This is a genomic window from Desulfobaculum senezii, from assembly GCF_054657395.1.
The window spans coordinates 1385592-1401959 of the sequence record NZ_BAAHYU010000002.1; the positions used below are offsets into that span (position 1 = coordinate 1385592).

14 protein-coding genes are annotated in these 16368 nt (G+C 60.8%); 6 read left to right on the forward strand and 8 right to left on the reverse strand.

What is annotated here, in order from left to right:
• Nucleotides 1-8 precede the first annotated feature (8 nt).
• From rpiB to ACYQ2T_RS07065, 6 genes are all read right to left on the reverse strand, one after another.
• The gene (gene rpiB, locus ACYQ2T_RS07040) at nucleotides 9-446 is read right to left on the reverse strand and encodes a ribose 5-phosphate isomerase B (RefSeq protein ID WP_459899578.1); all 438 of its coding nucleotides are present in this window, start codon (nucleotides 444-446) and stop codon (nucleotides 9-11) included.
• A 52-nt stretch (nucleotides 447-498) separates the two neighbouring features.
• Nucleotides 499-894, reverse strand: a complete 396-nt coding sequence (locus ACYQ2T_RS07045; protein WP_459899580.1) for a hypothetical protein — start codon at nucleotides 892-894, stop codon at nucleotides 499-501.
• Nucleotides 895-912: 18 nt separating this feature from the next.
• A complete protein-coding gene (locus ACYQ2T_RS07050; protein WP_459899581.1) occupies nucleotides 913-1743 on the reverse strand; it encodes a hypothetical protein in 831 nt (276 codons plus the stop codon).
• Complete coding sequence (locus tag ACYQ2T_RS07055; protein WP_459899583.1) at nucleotides 1740-3278, reverse strand: tetratricopeptide repeat protein; 1539 nt, start codon at nucleotides 3276-3278, stop codon at nucleotides 1740-1742. The genes ACYQ2T_RS07050 and ACYQ2T_RS07055 overlap by 4 nt, the downstream gene beginning before the upstream one ends.
• 317 nt (nucleotides 3279-3595) lie before the next feature.
• On the reverse strand, nucleotides 3596-4354 hold the full coding sequence (locus ACYQ2T_RS07060) for an HD domain-containing protein (protein WP_459899585.1): 759 nt from the start codon (nucleotides 4352-4354) through the stop codon (nucleotides 3596-3598).
• Nucleotides 4347-5345: a sigma-70 family RNA polymerase sigma factor gene (locus ACYQ2T_RS07065; protein ID WP_459899587.1), complete on the reverse strand. Its 999-nt coding sequence runs from the start codon at nucleotides 5343-5345 to the stop codon at nucleotides 4347-4349. The genes ACYQ2T_RS07060 and ACYQ2T_RS07065 overlap by 8 nt, the downstream gene beginning before the upstream one ends.
• A 259-nt stretch (nucleotides 5346-5604) precedes the next feature.
• Here ACYQ2T_RS07065 and ACYQ2T_RS07070 point away from each other — a divergent pair, with 259 nt between their 5' ends.
• From ACYQ2T_RS07070 to radA, 6 genes are all read left to right on the forward strand, one after another.
• The gene (locus ACYQ2T_RS07070) at nucleotides 5605-8025 is read left to right on the forward strand and encodes a homocysteine S-methyltransferase family protein (protein ID WP_459899589.1); all 2421 of its coding nucleotides are present in this window, start codon (nucleotides 5605-5607) and stop codon (nucleotides 8023-8025) included.
• A gap of 159 nt (nucleotides 8026-8184) precedes the next feature.
• Complete coding sequence (locus ACYQ2T_RS07075; protein WP_459899591.1) at nucleotides 8185-8685, forward strand: TlpA family protein disulfide reductase; 501 nt, start codon at nucleotides 8185-8187, stop codon at nucleotides 8683-8685.
• A gap of 6 nt (nucleotides 8686-8691) precedes the next feature.
• Complete coding sequence (locus ACYQ2T_RS07080; protein ID WP_459899593.1) at nucleotides 8692-9156, forward strand: N-acetyltransferase; 465 nt, start codon at nucleotides 8692-8694, stop codon at nucleotides 9154-9156.
• 77 nt (nucleotides 9157-9233) lie between these two features.
• A complete protein-coding gene (gene hpt / locus ACYQ2T_RS07085; RefSeq protein ID WP_459900091.1) occupies nucleotides 9234-9740 on the forward strand; it encodes a hypoxanthine phosphoribosyltransferase in 507 nt (168 codons plus the stop codon).
• A gap of 72 nt (nucleotides 9741-9812) precedes the next feature.
• The gene (locus ACYQ2T_RS07090; RefSeq protein WP_459899595.1) at nucleotides 9813-10634 is read left to right on the forward strand and encodes a DUF3426 domain-containing protein; all 822 of its coding nucleotides are present in this window, start codon (nucleotides 9813-9815) and stop codon (nucleotides 10632-10634) included.
• A 55-nt stretch (nucleotides 10635-10689) separates the two neighbouring features.
• A complete protein-coding gene (gene radA, locus ACYQ2T_RS07095) occupies nucleotides 10690-12051 on the forward strand; it encodes a DNA repair protein RadA (RefSeq protein ID WP_459899597.1) in 1362 nt (453 codons plus the stop codon).
• A gap of 94 nt (nucleotides 12052-12145) precedes the next feature.
• Here the strand turns inward: radA and ACYQ2T_RS07100 are convergent, their stop codons facing one another.
• The gene (locus tag ACYQ2T_RS07100; protein ID WP_459899598.1) at nucleotides 12146-14680 is read right to left on the reverse strand and encodes a transporter substrate-binding domain-containing protein; all 2535 of its coding nucleotides are present in this window, start codon (nucleotides 14678-14680) and stop codon (nucleotides 12146-12148) included.
• A 225-nt stretch (nucleotides 14681-14905) separates the two neighbouring features.
• Nucleotides 14906-16363: a cysteine--tRNA ligase gene (gene cysS, locus ACYQ2T_RS07105; protein WP_459899599.1), complete on the reverse strand. Its 1458-nt coding sequence runs from the start codon at nucleotides 16361-16363 to the stop codon at nucleotides 14906-14908.
• Between the last annotated feature and the right edge of the window lie 5 nt (nucleotides 16364-16368).

Consider the following 16368-nt stretch of genomic DNA (forward strand, 5'->3'; position numbering starts at 1 on the left):
TCTTGCGATTAGCTCTTTTCAATGAGGTCGATGCGGCGCTGGTGGCGTCCGCCTTCGAACTCGGTGTCGATGAAGATGTCGAGAATCTGCTGCGCCGCGCCGGGGCCGGTGACGCGCTCGCCAAGGCACAGGACGTTGGCGTCGTTGTGCAGGCGGGTCATGAGGGCCTGGTAGGAGTTGGCGCAGACCGCAGCGCGGATGCCGGAAACCTTGTTGGCCGTCATGGACATGCCAATGCCGGTGCCGCAAACGAGCACGCCGAGGCATTCGTTTTCCAGAACGTACTGGGAAAGCTGCTTGGCGTAGACGGGGTAGTCGACGCTGCAGGTGTCGAACGGGCCAACGTCGTGGACGGTGATGCCGCGCTCTTCCAGGTGCTTCTTCAAGGTCTCCTTGAGGGAGAAGCCTGCATGGTCAGAGCCGATGGCGACCGCTTTCTGTGACATGATGCCACCCTTTTCGTGATGTGAGTTTTGATGGTTCGTGGCAGACGGCCGGCTATTTGCCGGATTCCAGACCGAGGTCCTTGGCACGGGTCTTCAGGTCGTCCTCGCGGGCGCGGGTGCACTGGTCGCGAAGGTAGTCAATCTCTTCCTGAAGAAACTCGATCTGCTTGAGCGAGAGGTGAATCGCGGAGTCCGCGGCAGGGATGCTGCCCGTGGACGTGCGGCCGTCTTCGCCGGGGATGATGGTTTCGTGAACCTGTTTGCCTATGGCTGCGTACTCTTTGGCGAGCCGCTTTTCCAGTTGGCGGATTTCAATGGCGCGCAGGCCTTTGAGGACGAGCCATTTCAGTTCGCCCATAAGGACCTTGAGGCCGGTGATCAGGTTGTCCGTCACGCTGTCGCTCTTCTGCCGAATATCCGTTCTGTCCATCTTGACGTCGGGCATCATTCAGTTCCTTGAGAAATGTCAGAGTTCAAGCGGTGCAAGCGAGTCCAGAGGACGCATCACCGTTCCGGGGGGCAGAGGAAGTTCCAGTGCGCCCCGGGGCCAAACATGTGTGGACGTATCCACGTGCTTCACCCTGAGAACCGCCCGGTCGCCGGGCTGAATGCGTAAGTCCAGACGACGGGCGCGGGGTGCCGCGTCCGCTTCGTCTGTATACCGCTCAAGGCGAAGGGTCCAGTTTTTGTTTTTGTGCCGCCCGGTCAGTTCCACAGGTTGGGCCATTGCGTCAAGGGTTATGCTTGACACTTTGCCCCCTGTAAAGTGGTAACAAAGCCCGCCATCCGGTTGTATTTCAACGGAATCGTACGATTTGGCGACAAGTTTTGCGTATTGGCCGCTGAGCAGTTGCGAGAGCTCCGCAAGGCCAAATGGCACAGGAACGCCAAGGGCGGCGGCGGTACCGTCACCGCCATGGTGGACATAGGCGGTGCGCTGGTCGGGTATGTAGCCGACAAGGGTGCCGGGGTCCTGCCGCAGGCTGGCGACAAGGGAGCCAAACCCCGCGCTGACGTCCATACGCAGTGCGCCACCCGGCTGTCCCCACAGTTCAATGCGGACGCGTCCGGTGCGGCGGCCTTCCAGTTGCAGGCTGGCCGCGGCGCGGATGCTCTCCGCTTGCCGCGCAAGGGAGCGCTCCTGAAAGGTGGCCCACAGGGCCGGAGCGTCCACAACGGGCACAGCGGCCGGGCGGGGCTTCGCACAACCGGAAACGAGCATGGCGGCCACAATGGCAGCCAGCATGACGAGAGCGGCCCGCGGCATGTGCCGCGGGCCGTTGACGGTTGGAATCATAAGGCGTCCAGCTTCTCCTGAACGGCAGGATTGCCGGGATTGAGTTCAAGACTGTTGCGGTAGCCCTCGCGGGCCTTGGCCATTTTGCCAGCCGCGCGGGCGATGTCGCCGTAGTGCTCCCATATGGTGGGGTCGTCGGCAACGCGCTCCACGGCGCGGATGATGTGCTCCCATGCCTTGGCATAGTCGCCTTGCAGGTAATACAGCCACGCCAGCGAGTCGATGATGTAGCCGCTTTCGGGCTTCAGCTCCAGAGCGCGGTTGATGAGGATGGCGGCGCGGTCAAAGTCTTCGCCGTCCTCGGCAAGGGCGTAGCCCACATAGTTGAGGGCGTCTGCATGCTCCGGATTGATGGAGATGATACGCTCCATGGTGGCGATGCCTTCCTGCCGCAGCCCCTGCTTGTCCTGAACAATGCCAAGGGTGTAGAGCAGGCCGGAATCCTTGGGCCAATGGCTCAGCGCGCCTTCCAGCACCTTGCGGGCTTCGTCGTTGTGGCCAAGGGTCTCGTGGATGCTGGCTTCAAGGAGCCAGTAGTCCTTGATATCCGGGTTCTGCTCTTTTTCGTGCTCAACAAGGGAGAGGGCGGCGTCGCTTTTGCCGGTGTCCACCAGCAGCTGCACGCGGAAGCGTATGGCCTTGTCGTGGTGGACGTCCTCGCGCGGGATGCGTTCGAGGAAGCTCAGCGCTTTGCCGGGGTTCTGGTCCCCATCGTAGGCGAGCAGGGCCTTGTAGAACCACACGCGGGACGCGGCCTCGGACTCGTCCAGAGGCAGCGGGTCCAGTATGGCGTGGGCCTGGTCGAAGAACTTTTCCTCAAGGAACATGGTGGCGGCTTCCAGCGCGAACTGGGTGTCCTCCGGGCCCTGCTTGAACAGGTTGAGGGCCTTGTCCGGGTTGTTCATCTTGAGGTTGAGGTCAATAAGGCGCAACCACACTTCGCCGCTGGTTTCACCAAGCTCCAGAATGCGGTTGTAGGTCTCCTCGGCGGCGACGTAGTCACGCTCCACCTCGAAGAGGTAGGCCATTTCGGCCCATGCTTCCACGAATTCGGGCTTCAGCTCCACGGCGCGGTACAGCTTGCCGATGGCCTGACGGTTCAGGCCAAGGCCTGCGCTGGCTTTGGCGCTGTAGTAGAGCATGGAGGCGTCGCGGGAGTCGTCGGGCACGCGCTTTAAGACGTCAAGGGCGCGGGCAAAGTGCTTGGACTCGATAAGGACGACGGCCAGCTCTTTTTGCGCGCCCCAGTCGTCGGGGTGATGGGTGAGGTAGTCCTCAATGGTCACCGCCGCCGCGTCGAAGCGCTTTTCGGCAAAGTAGGTGGTGGCAAGGGTCAGGACGAGGTCGCGGTTTTCCGGGTGCAGTTCAATGCCCTGTTTGAGCAGTGTGCGCGCGGTGCCAACGTCGTTCTGGCTCCAGTAGAAGTTGGCGCCTTCGAGGAAGACGCGTGGAGTGGGCGAGAGTTCGAGCAGCCTGTCAATGGCGGCAACGGCCTTGTCGTGCTGGCCGAGGCGCTGGGCTGTTTCAAACTGCATGAATCTATAGGATGCTTCCGCCTTTTGGGTCATTTCCCATGTAACGGGCTCTTCTGGCGGCGTCGCCGTTGGTCCGGCGGCGCAGGAGCAGAGCAGGGCCGCGGTTATCGCGGCGAGCGGAAGGTGTAGCAGTCGAGGCATAGCGGACATGTGTCTCCGGTTGGAATGAGGATGCTTCCGCAGGCGGCGCCACATGCTTGCGCCCTTTGCCACAGGCAACGGCGCAGCGTGGTCCGCCTTGGGCCGGGGGCCGACCACAGGGACCGTCTAGCACGGTATCGTGTTTCCGTATCCGCTGACAAGGGCGGCATTGCGGCCTAGGTGCCCAGCAGCTCCTGCTCAATTTCCTTAAGGCGTCGGTAGATGGCCGGAGCGAGGGACAGCCCCTGCTCGATGAATTCCGGCCCAAAGGCCTGCCCGGTGCGCGTGCGGAACGTGGTGGAGATTTCCTTGATCTTTTCCAGCCCCACGGGGAACAGCTCCAGAATTTCCTTTACGGAGAGTTCGTTGTAGTCGCACATTTCCCAGAGGGTGGTGGAGAAGTTGTCCGGTCCCCAGCGGAATTTGTCCGCATCGTACAGGGCGTTGGCCACGATTTCGGCCTCGGGGTCGTCGGTGGAGCGGCGCTCGCGAAAGGCCTCGTGGTCGCTGATGGCGAAGGTGATGATTTCCTTGTCACGGTCGGTGATGGGGTAGTCATTGAGGATCATGAGCGCCACTTCCGCGCCTTTGGCGGCGTGGTCGTCCTCCAGGCGGCAGGTGTCGTGCAGCAGGCCGCTCATCTGCGCCAGATAGGACAGGTGACGGTTGCGCTCCACGTCTTCGCCGCGGGTTTCGCACAGGACGATGGCTCCGGCCTCGATGGCGACTTTTTTGGCGTGGTAGACGCCGTGGCTCGCGTCGTCGTACAGGAAGGGGATAACGTCTTCCTGCAGGCGCAGCATAACCGGGTTGTCGAAGAAGTTGCGGTTGCAGTGGCTGATCTCGGCGGCGCATTCCGTGTAGAAGGCGGGCTGGTCCAGCTTGGCGGCGAGCACCTTCGCCTCATTTTTCATTCTACGGAGTGTTTCATTCATTCGTATGGATCCAGTCGTCTGAAAAGTCTGCGATGTGTTCGGCCATGTGCTCCCGGAGCTTTTTGAGCAGGCGCGCCTCGATTTGGCGCACCCGTTCGCGGGTGATGCCGTACTTCTCGCCAATTTCACGGAGTGTGACGGGAGAGTCCGACAACAGGCGCGAGCTGAGGATGTCCTGCTCCTTGTCGTTCAGCTTGGGGAGGATGGTCTTGATGTGTTCCCGGACCATGAGAGAGATCTCATCCTGGGCGACATCTTCTTCGATGGCGGGCTGCAGCGCGGGCAGAAAGTCCATGCGGGAGGCCCCGCCCTCTTCGCCGATAGGCATGTTGAGGGACATATCTTGCCGCGAGAGCCGCTGGTCCATCTCAATTACCACGTCCTCGGACACGCCGAGGTTCTTGGACAGTGTCGCCGAGTCCGGGTCGAACCCAAGGCTCTGCAGGCGCTGCCGTTCTTTGTTCAGATTATAGAAGAGCTTGCGCTGGGACTGCGTGGTGCCGATTTTAACCAGCCGCCAGTTGTCCATGATGAACTTGAGGATGTAGGCCTTGATCCAAAACGCCGCGTAGTAGGAGAATTTGATGCCCTTGTCGGGGTCGAACTTCTGCACGGCGCGCATCAGGCCAACGTTGCCTTCCTGCACGAGGTCCAGAACGTTCTGCATCCAGCGGCGCTGGAAATCCATGGCGATCTTCACCACAAGGCGCAGGTGCGACGAGACGATGCGGAAGGCCGCCTCGTTGTCGCCCTCATCACGCACGCGACGGGCGAGCTCCTGCTCCTCTTCCGGGTCCAGAAGAGGAAACTGGCTAATCTCGCGCAGATAGAGCCTGAGCGGGTCGCGCGGCATAAGGTCCGAGCTGCCGGCGGGCTTGAGAACAAGCTCACCCGGCGCCTCGGCTGCATCCGGGGTAATCCCGTCGCCGTCTACGGTCTCTTCGCTTTCCAGCTCGATGTCGTTTTCGTCGATAATGGTGTGATCTTCCATTCTTTGTTATAAAACTCTTCAGCTTTGTTGTGTCTTTCCGGGCCGTGCCACCAGGCAGGGGTTGGGCGAGGGCGCAGAAGGGGGCAAAAGGCCTAAAAAAAAGGCATAATGCCTGCCACAGGGTTTGTGAAGTATAGAGTTTTTATTTGTCCTTTTCAATGTTTTTAAGTACACAACTCAGGCCCGGCAAGCCCCGGAATCCGTGGTTGACGGGCACATTCGGTCTTGGCCGCTTAACCAGCAAACACGGAGCACAACGTTGCCAGATTTTCGCCGTTTTCTCAAAGAACGCAACGTCTTTGCCTTTGACGGAGGCATGGGGACGCTTTTGCAGGCCCGCGGCCTGCAGCCCGGGCAATCCCCGGAAGCGTTCGGCATGGCCCATCCAGACATCGTCGCCGACATCCATCGTGAATACATAAACGCCGGAGCGCGTGTTGTCACCACCAACACCTTCGGTGGAACGGATTTCAAACTTGATTCCGGTCTCGATGCCTTCTCCTTCAACCGCGAGATGGCTGCCGTGGCCCGCAAGGCCGCCGGCGACCGAGCCTTTGTTGCCGGTAGCGTAGGCCCCACGGGCCAGTTCTGCAAGCCGCTTGGCGACCTGACCTTCCGCGAGCTTGTGGAAGCCTTCGCCAAGCAGATTCGCGGCCTTGCCGAGGGCGGAGCCGACCTCGTCATTGTGGAGACGCAGTTTGACCTTGCCGAGTGCCGCGCCGCTGTCATTGCCGCGCGCGAAGTCGGCGATCTGCCCGTTGCCACGTCCATGACCTTCGAGGACGGCGTCAGCCTTACCGGCACGCGTCCGCTGACCTATGTGGACACCATGCAGAACCTTGGCGTGGACCTTATCGGCACCAACTGCTCGGCTGGTCCCGAGGGCATGCTGGAGGTCTTCAAGGCCATGATGCCGCGCCTGCGCACGCCGTTTTTTGCCGAGCCGAACGCCGGATTGCCCGAGCTTGAGGGCGACCAGACGGTGTTCCGTCTTGGGCCGGAGGATTTCGCGCGGCAGATTCGTCCCTTCGTGGAGATGGGCGCCAAGTCCATCGGCGGCTGCTGCGGCACCACGCCGGAGCACATCCGCTGTGCATGCAAGGAATTCGAGAACGCCACATGGACCATGCCCCAGGCGACGGAGGCCGAGAGCCTTGTGGTTACCTCGCGCTCGCAGTCCGTGGCCCTGCACCCGTCCCGCCGCAGCAAAATCATCGGCGAGCGCATCAACCCCACGGGCAAGAAGCAGCTCACTGCCGAGTTGCAGGCCGGGCAGTATACCGAGGCCTTCCGCCTTGCCAAGGAGCAGGTGGAGAGCGGCGCGCATATTCTGGACGTAAACGTTGGCGCGCCTATGGTGGAGGAACAGACGTTGCTCCCGGACCTCGTCTCGTCCCTCGTCTCCCGCGTGCAGATGCCCCTGTGCCTTGATTCCACGAACATTGACGCCATCCGCGCCGGGCTTGAAGCCTACCCCGGCTCCCCGCTTGTGAACTCCATCAGCGGAGAGCCCGGCCGCATGCAGGAGCTTGGCCCGCTGTGCAAGCACTATGGCGCACCGTTTATCATGCTGCCGCTTCAGGGCCGCAAGCTGCCTGTCACGGCAAGCGAGCGCCTCGCCGTCATTGAGGAATTGCTCAAGGAAGCCGACTCCCTTGGCATTCCGCGCCACTTCATCATTGTTGACGCGCTGGTGCTGACCGTGTCGTCCAAGCCGGAGTCCGCCAAGGCGTGCCTTGATGTTATCCGTCATTGCCGTGACGAGTGGAATCTGGCCACGGTGTGCGGCCTGTCGAACATTTCCTTTGGCCTGCCGGCGCGCGAACTGCTCAACGCCTCCTTCCTTGTGATGGGCATGGCGCAGGGGCTGTCGGCGTTTATTGCCAACCCCGGTTCCTCGCGTCTTATCGAGAGCGTTGCCTCCTCCGAGGTGCTGTTGAACCGCGACCCGCAGGCGCGCTCCTACGTGGCGAACTTTGCTGAGTGGAAGCCCACGGGCGGACCGCTTCCCGGCCGCGACAGCCACCTTGGCGGCGCCAAGAAGGTGGAAAGCCTTGGCGACGCCGTCATTGCTGGCGTTGGCGACGAAATTCTGCCCCTCATCGACGCAGAATTGGAGAAAGACCGCGACCCTTTTGACCTTGTTGACGCGGACCTCATCCCCGCCATCACCGAAGTGGGCGAAAAGTACGAGCGTAAGGAATACTTCCTGCCGCAGCTTTTGCAGTCCGCCGAGACGATGCAGACGGCGTTTGAGCACTTGCGTCCATATCTTGAGGCCAGCTCCGGCGCTAAGGAAAAGACCAAGGTCATCATGGCCACCGTTGAGGGCGACATTCATGACATCGGCAAGAACATTGTCATTCTCATGCTGCGCAACAACGGCTTTGAGGTCATCGACCTTGGCAAGGATGTTCCTGCCCAGCGTATCGTGGAGACCGCGCGCGAAGAGGGCGCGGCCGTCATTGGTCTTTCCGCACTGATGACCACCACCATGATCCGCATGGAGGAGACGGTTTCGCTGGTGCGCGAGATGGGCCTTGATTGCGGCGTGATGGTTGGCGGCGCGGTGGTGACGCAGGACTACGCCGACAAGATTGGCGCAGACGGCTACTCCCGCGACGCCGTGGACGCCGTGAAGGTGGCCAAGACCCTTGCCGCCCGGCGCGCTGCGTCGTAGGACAAGCCGTTGGCCGCGCCGGACTGCTTGCCTCTGCGGGTGGCCTGGCTTCGCTATTTGAGACAAACGACCACCGGCGGCGCTTCCGCATGGCCCGGACGGGCTACGGGGCGCCGCCGGATACAGGCCGCACATGCACCGGCGGCAAGGAGATACAGTATGCGACGATGCATGATGCGCTATGCGGCGCTTTTGGCGCTGGTGACGGTGTTGCTTCTTCCCGCGCGCATGGTCCGCGCTACGGCGGATTTGCCGGGAGCCACGGGCGACACCGTGTCCGCCATGGATATAATCCGGACGGTGGGCAGCGCCGAGGGGCGCGTGGTTATCGTGAACTTTTGGGCCACATGGTGCCCGCCGTGCCGCCGCGAAATTCCCGAACTCAACCACCTGCGGGGGCAGTATTCCCCGGATGATGTGCTCCTGATGGGCATCTCCGTGGATGAGGACGAGGCGGCCTATACGGACTTTGTGGCCGAGCAGGACTTTACTTATCCCGTGCGCCGCGCCGAGCAGTCGGTGCCGCGTTTCTTTCGGATTTCCGGCATACCCCGTGTGATGGTGTACGACACCACGGGCAAGCTGGTGGTGAATCATGAGGGGATGGTCACCGCCGACCAACTCGGCGAGGTGGTCGATTCCCTCCTTGAACAGAAGTAGGACGACATGGACGTATATATTCGCAAGGCGCGGATGCAGGATGTGAAGAGCATTCACCTGCTGCTGATGGAATGCGCCGGACAGGGGCAGCTGTTGCCCCGCTCGCTTAGCTCGCTGTATGGGCATTTGCGTGATTTTTATGTGCTGGTGGACCGTGGGGACGAAACTGTTCTTGGCTGCTGCGCGCTGACTATTTTCTGGGAGGACCACGCGGAAATCCGTTCTTTGGCCCTGCATGAAAAGATGAAGGGGACCGGCTGGGGCCGCCGTCTGGTGGAGACCTGCCTGTCCGAGGCGGTGACGCTGGGGGTTTACAAGGTCTTCACGCTGACGTATGTGAGCGGCTTTTTCGCACGGCTGGGCTTTCAGGAAGTGGAAAAGGACGTGTTGCCGCAAAAGGTGTGGACCGATTGCATCAACTGTCCCAAGTTCCCGGACTGCGACGAAACGGCCATGCTCATCACGATGTAGCTGCCCGGGCCACGCGCCCGCGCCCACGGCTAGGACCGCAAACAAGGATGCAAGGTTTGAGCGACAAGACCAAGAATATGAAGGTAGTCATCTCCCCCGAGGAGATTCAGGAACGCGTAGCCACCCTTGGCCACGAAATTACGGAGCGCTACAAGGGCGAGCCTGTCGTCGTTGTCTGTGTGCTCAAGGGCGGCTTTTTGTTCTTTGCTGACCTCGTGCGCCACATCGACCTCGACCTGGAGCTGGAGTTCGTGCGTTTGGCCAGCTATGGCCGCGGCACGGAAAGCGGCGAGCTGGTGTTCACCAAGGACATGGAAATCTCCATCAAAGACCGTAACGTCCTCATCGTGGAAGACATTGTGGACACCGGCCAGTCCATGGACTTTTTGATGCGCACCCTTGAGGAACGCAAGCCCAGAAGCCTTACCATCGCCGCGCTAGTGGACAAGTACGAGCGCCGCGAAGTGGACGTAAAGGTTGACTTTCCCGGGTTCCATCTTGATAAAGGGTACATCGTCGGCTATGGAATGGATTTTGCCGAACGATACAGGGAGCTTGACGGAATTTACGAGCTCGTCGAATAATCCACCGCCGGACGCGGCGGTAGCACATGGATTTGGCTCCGGGTGCGGAGGCTGAAGGAGAGTGATTCGCGTATGGTCGTTGAATGTCCCAGTTGTCACACGACATACAACTTTGATGACAGCGTTGCCCAGCCCGGGCAGAAGCTGCGCTGCACAGTATGCGAACATGTCTTCGCATTGCCCTCCGGTACCGATGGTGCAGGAGACGATGCGGACCAGCCGTCCGCAGACGACGCAGGCGCTGAGGTTTCCTCTTCTCAGGGACAGGAGGGCGATGCAGGGGGAAGTTACGACTTCAATCTGGATAGCTCACCTTCCGGGGAGAAGAAGGGCAAAGGCAAAACGCTGCTCATCGCCCTTATTGCCGTGGTTGTTCTTTTGGGCGGCGGTGCAGGGGTAGCCTACTACTTTGCGCCTCAGCTACTTGGGGGCATTGTTGGCTCCTCGTCGGATAACACTACCGCCGACGGCATGCCGGACCCTGCCAAAATGCAGGAGATGGTGAAGCAGATATCGCTGGAGAGCATCCGCCAGTATTACGTGGACAACGAAAAGGCCGGGAAGATTTTCGTCATTGAAGGCCGCGCCCTCAATGCCTCGGACGCCCCAAAGGAGCTTATCGAGGTGGAGGCCAGCCTGTTTGATGCGAACAACGCCGTGCTGGATTCGTCCCGCCAATTCTGCGGCAATACGCTCTCGCTCTTTCAGCTTCAGGTGCTGGGGCAGGAGGAGATTGCCACCGCGCTGACCGATGAGGCCGGTGTGGGCTCCAACAACGTGAACCTGCAACCCGGACAGGATGTGCCGTTCATGTTTGTCTTCTTCTCACCATCGGAGAATGTGTCGGAGTTTGTGGTCAAGGTGGCCGCAGTCCGGGACGTCGAAGACCTTTAGAAGCTTTACAGAGGGCCGCACAGGGTGCGGCCCTTTTCTTTTGCGATAGGGAATCATGAAGAAAAAGCTCATATACGTGTGCAACGAGTGCGGCAGTGTCAGTCCCCGTTGGCAGGGGCAGTGCCCGCACTGCGGCATGTGGAATTGCCTTGAGGAAAAGGCCGCGCCCAAGAAAGCCACGGGCACGGGCGCACGTGCGGCGTCCGCGCCGGGCGGCAGTGTGTCGTCCATGCATGCGCCGGTGGCGCTGACGGAATTCACCGAGGAGAATGCCGAGCCCTACACCAGCGGGCTGGATGCGCTGGATCAGATTTTGGGCAAGGGCCTCATGCCCGGCGGCGTGGTGCTGATGGCGGGCAACCCCGGCATTGGCAAGTCCACGCTGCTTTTACAGCTGACGGGCAGCGTTGGCAGCAGTGGGCGGCGCGCGTTGTATGTATCCGCCGAGGAATCCCTTGGTCAGGTGCAGGGGCGCGCCCAGCGTTTGGGATTGCTGTCCCCCAACCTGCTGGCCATGTCCACCACGCGTCTGGAGGATGTGCTGGCCGCCATGGAGGGGGCTGGCCGTCCGGAGCTGATGATTGTGGACTCCGTGCAGACGCTGGCCTCGGACGAGGTGGACGGCCTGCCCGGAAGCGTCAGTCAGGTTCGCGCCGTGTCCACATCGCTTATCGAGCGGGCCAAGTCCACGGGCATTACGCTGGTGCTGGTGGGCCACGTGACCAAGGACGGGCAGATTGCCGGGCCGAAGCTCCTTGAGCATATGGTGGATACGGTCCTCTCGCTGGAGGGGGACAAGCGGCATTTGTTCCGCATTCTGCGCGTGATGAAGAACCGCTTTGGCCCCAGCCATGAGCTTGTGGTCTTTGAGATGCGCGGTAGCGGCATGCAAGTGGTGCACGACCCGTCTACCTTCTTCCTGCAGGACCGTGACCCCGGCCTGTCCGGAACCGCCCTTGTGATGGCCGTTGACGGGCAGCGGCCTTTTGCCGTTGAGGTGCAGGCGCTTGTGAGCAAGTCGTTCCTGTCCATTCCCCGCCGTACGGCGCTGGGGTTTGACGCCAACCGCTTGCACCTGATTCTTGCGGTGCTGGAAAAGCGCCTGCGGCTGAATCTTTCCGGTGTGGACATCTACACCAAAATCGGTGGCGGCATGAAGATGACGGACCCGGGGCTGGACGCTGGGATTGTGGCGGCGGTGTTGTCGTCCTTCTATGACCGGCCGCTTCCCGAAGCCGCGGTGATGTGGGGCGAGATTGACCTCAACGGGCAGGTCCGCCCGGTCGCCAGCCATGACATCCGCATGAAGCAGGCCCAGCGCCTTGGCTACGGGCCTATTGTTGCGCCGGAGTCCGGCGGCAAGGGAGCGAAGACCATTAACATGTTGCAGACGCGCCTGTTCGGCAAGGGGGACTAGCTCCGCGAGCACCGCGCCTTCGCCATACAACGCATTACGAAAGGGACCACGCCGTTTGGTGTGGTCCCTTTTTTTGTGTGCGGACAGGGGGGAGTTAGGTGCCGCCGTTGCGGGCGCGGGCAAGCAGGGAGTTAATCATATCCTGCAGGGCCTCTGGCGGCATGGGGTAGGTGATGGTGCCGGCGATGCCATTGTCCATGAGGATGCTGTGCTGCACGCTGGCTTCGCGCTGGAGAATGCCGATAATGGGCGGCGGAGATGGCGTGATCTCGTGCAGAGCCCGCAGGGCTTCGAGGGACTCCGTCGCGCTGGGACCGGCCACAAGCAGGATGAAGGCGAAGCTATGCGCCCGAAGCGCTTGGAGGGCTTCGGCGTGATTGCTGACCCGGATGGGTGAATACCCCATGTGGCCGAGGGGCCGTTCAAGGGCAAAGTGGTTGACTTGGTCGTCCCCGACAATGAGCACCTGTTGCTGTGTCATGCGTGATGACGCCTTGCGGTTCCCGGAGGGATCCGGCGGGCCTTGGGGCGCTGCCGAGTCGGGCAGCTCGACCTGAATGGTGAAGTAAATGGCTGTTCCAACGGTTTCCTCGGAATCCACGGCGAGCGTGCCGCCGAGGCTCTCCACCATTTGCCGGATGATGCCGAAGCCCATTTCTGGGGAGCTTTGCCCGGATGGCGTAAAGGGGAGAGTGGCGGGGCGAGGTTCAAAGCAGGTGTCGACCCTGTCGTCGGCGAAACCGATGCCTGTATCCGTAATGACGAAGAGAATCACCTGATGTTTCCCGTCCGGGCGGTAGGGCAGAGGTGCCACCTCAATGTCCACGGTTCCATGTTCCGTGAACTTGATGGCATTGCCAAGGAGGTTGAAGAGGATTTGCCGGATGCGCCGCGCGTCGCCAATGACGGAGCCTGTGGCGGTGTCCGCGATGTTGGTGCGGATTTCGATGCCCTTGACCTTGGCCTCGGAAACGAAGGAATCCACCACCGTGGTGATGATGGCGGTCAGGGTGAATCTGTCGTGCAAGATTCCGGTAATGGGCGATTGCATCATGGAAATGTCAAAAATATCATTGAGCACGGTCAGCAGTCCGCTCCCTGCCCGGCGGGCAAGGGTGGTCGGCTCGATTTGCTCTGCGGAAAGCCGCGTGCGCTCAAGCATCTGCAGCATGCTGAGCAGGCCGTTGAGAGGCATGCGGATTTCGTGGCTCATGACGCCTACGAATTCGGACTTGACCCGGCTGGCCAGTTGCGCCTGCTTGTTGGCTTCCTCCAGCTCCGCGCGCAGGCGTGTGGATTCCGTGATGTCCATGATGCTGAGGAGTGTGGCTGTATAGGTGCCGTGCTCGTCGCTGACAGGGGCAAGGGACATCATAACGTTCAGCACCTCGCCATCTTGTCGCACAAGCTGCGTCTCGGTGGAGATGGGGAGGGTATTCTTGATGGTGAGAAGGTTTCCCAAAAAGTCAGCTCGGTGCTCCTCGGGGAGGTAGTCGTCCGCAGTGCTTTGCAGCAGCTGGCTCTGCTTGACACCCAGCAGTTCAAACATGCGCGGGTTGGCGTACAGGGTGTGCCGGTCCGGATCCACCAGCCAGATGCCTTCGTGCAGGTTTTCCACCACCAGCCGGTATTGCCGCTCGCGTTCGGCCAGCGCCTGTTGGGCGGCTTCGCGTTCGGCAATGCTTTCCTTCAGGCGTTTGTTGGTTTCGCGCGTGCCAAAGTATTTCCAGAGCACCATGGCAATGCCAAAGATCACCATTATGCTGAACATTGTGGTTACGAGACGCTTGGACGCAATGGCTGACTCGTGCTTGCCGTACCACTTTGTGTAGATGGCGTTGTAGTTCTTGCTTTTGACGAAGTCGTGTATGGCGCTGTCGAGCCGTTTGAGCAGTTCCGTGCGGCCGCGGGCCACACCGATGCCACGTTTGATTTCCTTTTGCGGGGGACCAATGGTTCGTATGCGGTCCTCAATGTCCAGAAGGCGCGCCAGCCGCCAAATAAGCGGCTCCGGATAGATGATGGCATCCGCCTGCCCGGAGATGAGCAGGCTGAGCAGGTCCTGCGGGCTTTTGACAAGGATGATTTTGTGGCTGCCGAAGTCCTTAAGGATGGTATATCCCGCGTTGACCATGATTGCGCCAATGACCTTGCCCTCAAGGTCTTCAAGGGTCTCAAGGTCCGTGGAGGCGGAGCGTACAAAGAAGGAAATCTTGAACGTTTCGATGGGGGCGGTGAATTCAAGGAAATCGGAGCGCCGCTGCGTGATGCCGATATTGGGGATGAGGTCGGCCTTGCCGGTGCGGAGTGCGTCGTGAACGAGGGTCCAGTTTTTGTAGATATCGTAGCGGATGTTCAGCCCGGTGCGCTTGGCAAGATGATTCATGATGTCAATGGCGAAGCCGGTGGTCCTGCCGGTTTCATCCACCATGTAATGCGGTGGAAAATGCTCGGGCACGGCGGCAATGATGGTCTCGTTGTCGCCTCGCGGGGCACACCGCCCAGCGGGCGGCGCAAGGAGGAAGAGGCCGAGTACACACGCGGTCAGCAGAGCCTTGAGAGCCAGCAGAGAGGGCGCTGGCTTATGGCGCAGGTGTCCGTGCGGTATCCGCTTCAGTCCAAATTCCATAATTGTCCCGTAGCATAAGCCGATTACAGGTATAGGTTCTACGTAGAGAGTACTATAAAGAGACCGTTTGGGACAAGCGGTGCAGGACGAAAGTGCGGGGGAAAAAGGGCGCGTGGTAGGAGGCGTGTGAGGCTGGAGAGGGCTCAGGTGGCGGTTGGCACAACGAAAAAAAAGGTCCATCCCCGTTGGGGATGGACCTGTATCAGTGTGATTGTGCCGGCAGGACTACAGCACGTCCCACTCCTGTCCGGTGGCGGTGTCGTGTACGTCCACATGCATGGCGGCCAGCTCGTCACGGACGGCGTCGGAGGTGGTGAAGTCCTTTTCCTTGCGGGCGCTTGCGCGCTTTTCCAGCAGTTCGTCAACCTTGGCGGTGTCGATGCCGTAGCGGCGGACCTTTACCTCGCGCAGTTCACGCAGGAAGGTTTCGGGGTCCTGATTGAACACGCCAAGCGCGGTGCCCCACGAGGCCAGCAGGTACAGGGCGCGCGTCCACAGAGCCTTGGCCCCTTCGCTCTTGCGCCAGCTCTTGTTTTCCGCAACGCGGCCAACAAGGCGGATGAGGCCGAACACGTGGCCAAGGGCGCCGGCGGTGTTCATATCGTCGTTCATGGACTTGTTCCACTCGGCTTCAAGGGTGCTGAGTTCCTCGGTCAACTCGGCGGGCAGTTCTGCCCCGCTCCACTTGCTGCGCTCCAGAGCGGTCTGGATGTCGCGGCGGGTGGTGTAGATGCGGCGGAGGTTCTTTTCCGCTTCAAGCATGTTGTCCGGGGTGAAGTCGATGGGGCTTCTGTAGTGCTTGGTCAGCAGGAAGTAGCGCAGGGTCTCGGGGTGGTAGCTTTCGAGAATGTCGCGGATGGTGGAAAAGTTGCCAAGAGACTTGGACATCTTTTCGGAGTCCACCTGAACGAAGCCGTTATGCACCCAGAAGCGCGCCATCTCGGTCTGCGTGGCGGCCTCGGACTGGGCGATTTCGTTTTCGTGATGGGGGAAGATGAGGTCCTGCCCGCCGCCGTGGATGTCGAAGGGCAGGGCAAGGTGCTTGTCGCTCATGGCGGAGCACTCAAGGTGCCAGCCGGGGCGGCCACCGCCCCACGGGCTTTCCCATTCCGGCTCGCCGGGCTTGGCGGCCTTCCACAGGGCAAAGTCCAGCGGGTCTTCCTTTTCGTCTCCGGGCTGGATGCGGGAGCCGGAGCGCATTTCGTCAATGTCGCGGCCCGAGAGCTTGCCGTAGCCGTCAAAGGAGCGGACGCGGAAGTACACGTCGCCCGATTCGGTGGCGTAGGCGTGGCCGTCGTTTATGAGCTTTTCCGTCAGGGCGATCATCTCGCCGATGTGTTCCGTTGCGCGGGGTTCAAGGTCCGCACGCAGCACGTTCAGCTTGTCCATGTCCTCATGGAACGCCTCGATAAAGCGCTGCGCCAGTGCGGAGGGATCCTCGCCGTTTTCGTTGGCACGGTTGATAATCTTGTCATCCACGTCCGTGAAGTTGCGGGCGAAGGTGACATTGTAGCCAAGGTGGCGCAGGTAACGAACCAGAACGTCGAAAACAACGGCGGAACGAGCATGGCCAATATGACAGTAGTCGTAGGCGGTGATGCCACAAGCGTACATGCGGACATCGTTGTCCCTGAGCGGTGTGAATTCCTCTTTACGACGTGTCATTGTGTTGTAGAGCTGCATTGGCC

Coding starts and splice junctions, on each gene's coding strand:
- ACYQ2T_RS07055 (WP_459899583.1), bottom strand. CDS start 3,278: ATGCAGTTTGAAACAGCCCAGCGCCTCGGCCAGCACGACAAGGCCGTT.
- radA (WP_459899597.1), top strand. CDS start 10,690: ATGAAGAAAAAGCTCATATACGTGTGCAACGAGTGCGGCAGTGTCAGT.
- ACYQ2T_RS07045 (WP_459899580.1), bottom strand. CDS start 894: ATGATGCCCGACGTCAAGATGGACAGAACGGATATTCGGCAGAAGAGC.
- ACYQ2T_RS07090 (WP_459899595.1), top strand. CDS start 9,813: ATGGTCGTTGAATGTCCCAGTTGTCACACGACATACAACTTTGATGAC.
- ACYQ2T_RS07075 (WP_459899591.1), top strand. CDS start 8,185: ATGCGACGATGCATGATGCGCTATGCGGCGCTTTTGGCGCTGGTGACG.
- ACYQ2T_RS07060 (WP_459899585.1), bottom strand. CDS start 4,354: ATGAATGAAACACTCCGTAGAATGAAAAATGAGGCGAAGGTGCTCGCC.
- ACYQ2T_RS07100 (WP_459899598.1), bottom strand. CDS start 14,680: ATGGAATTTGGACTGAAGCGGATACCGCACGGACACCTGCGCCATAAG.
- ACYQ2T_RS07065 (WP_459899587.1), bottom strand. CDS start 5,345: ATGGAAGATCACACCATTATCGACGAAAACGACATCGAGCTGGAAAGC.
- ACYQ2T_RS07080 (WP_459899593.1), top strand. CDS start 8,692: ATGGACGTATATATTCGCAAGGCGCGGATGCAGGATGTGAAGAGCATT.
- cysS (WP_459899599.1), bottom strand. CDS start 16,363: ATGCAGCTCTACAACACAATGACACGTCGTAAAGAGGAATTCACACCG.
- hpt (WP_459900091.1), top strand. CDS start 9,234: ATGAAGGTAGTCATCTCCCCCGAGGAGATTCAGGAACGCGTAGCCACC.
- rpiB (WP_459899578.1), bottom strand. CDS start 446: ATGTCACAGAAAGCGGTCGCCATCGGCTCTGACCATGCAGGCTTCTCC.
- ACYQ2T_RS07050 (WP_459899581.1), bottom strand. CDS start 1,743: ATGATTCCAACCGTCAACGGCCCGCGGCACATGCCGCGGGCCGCTCTC.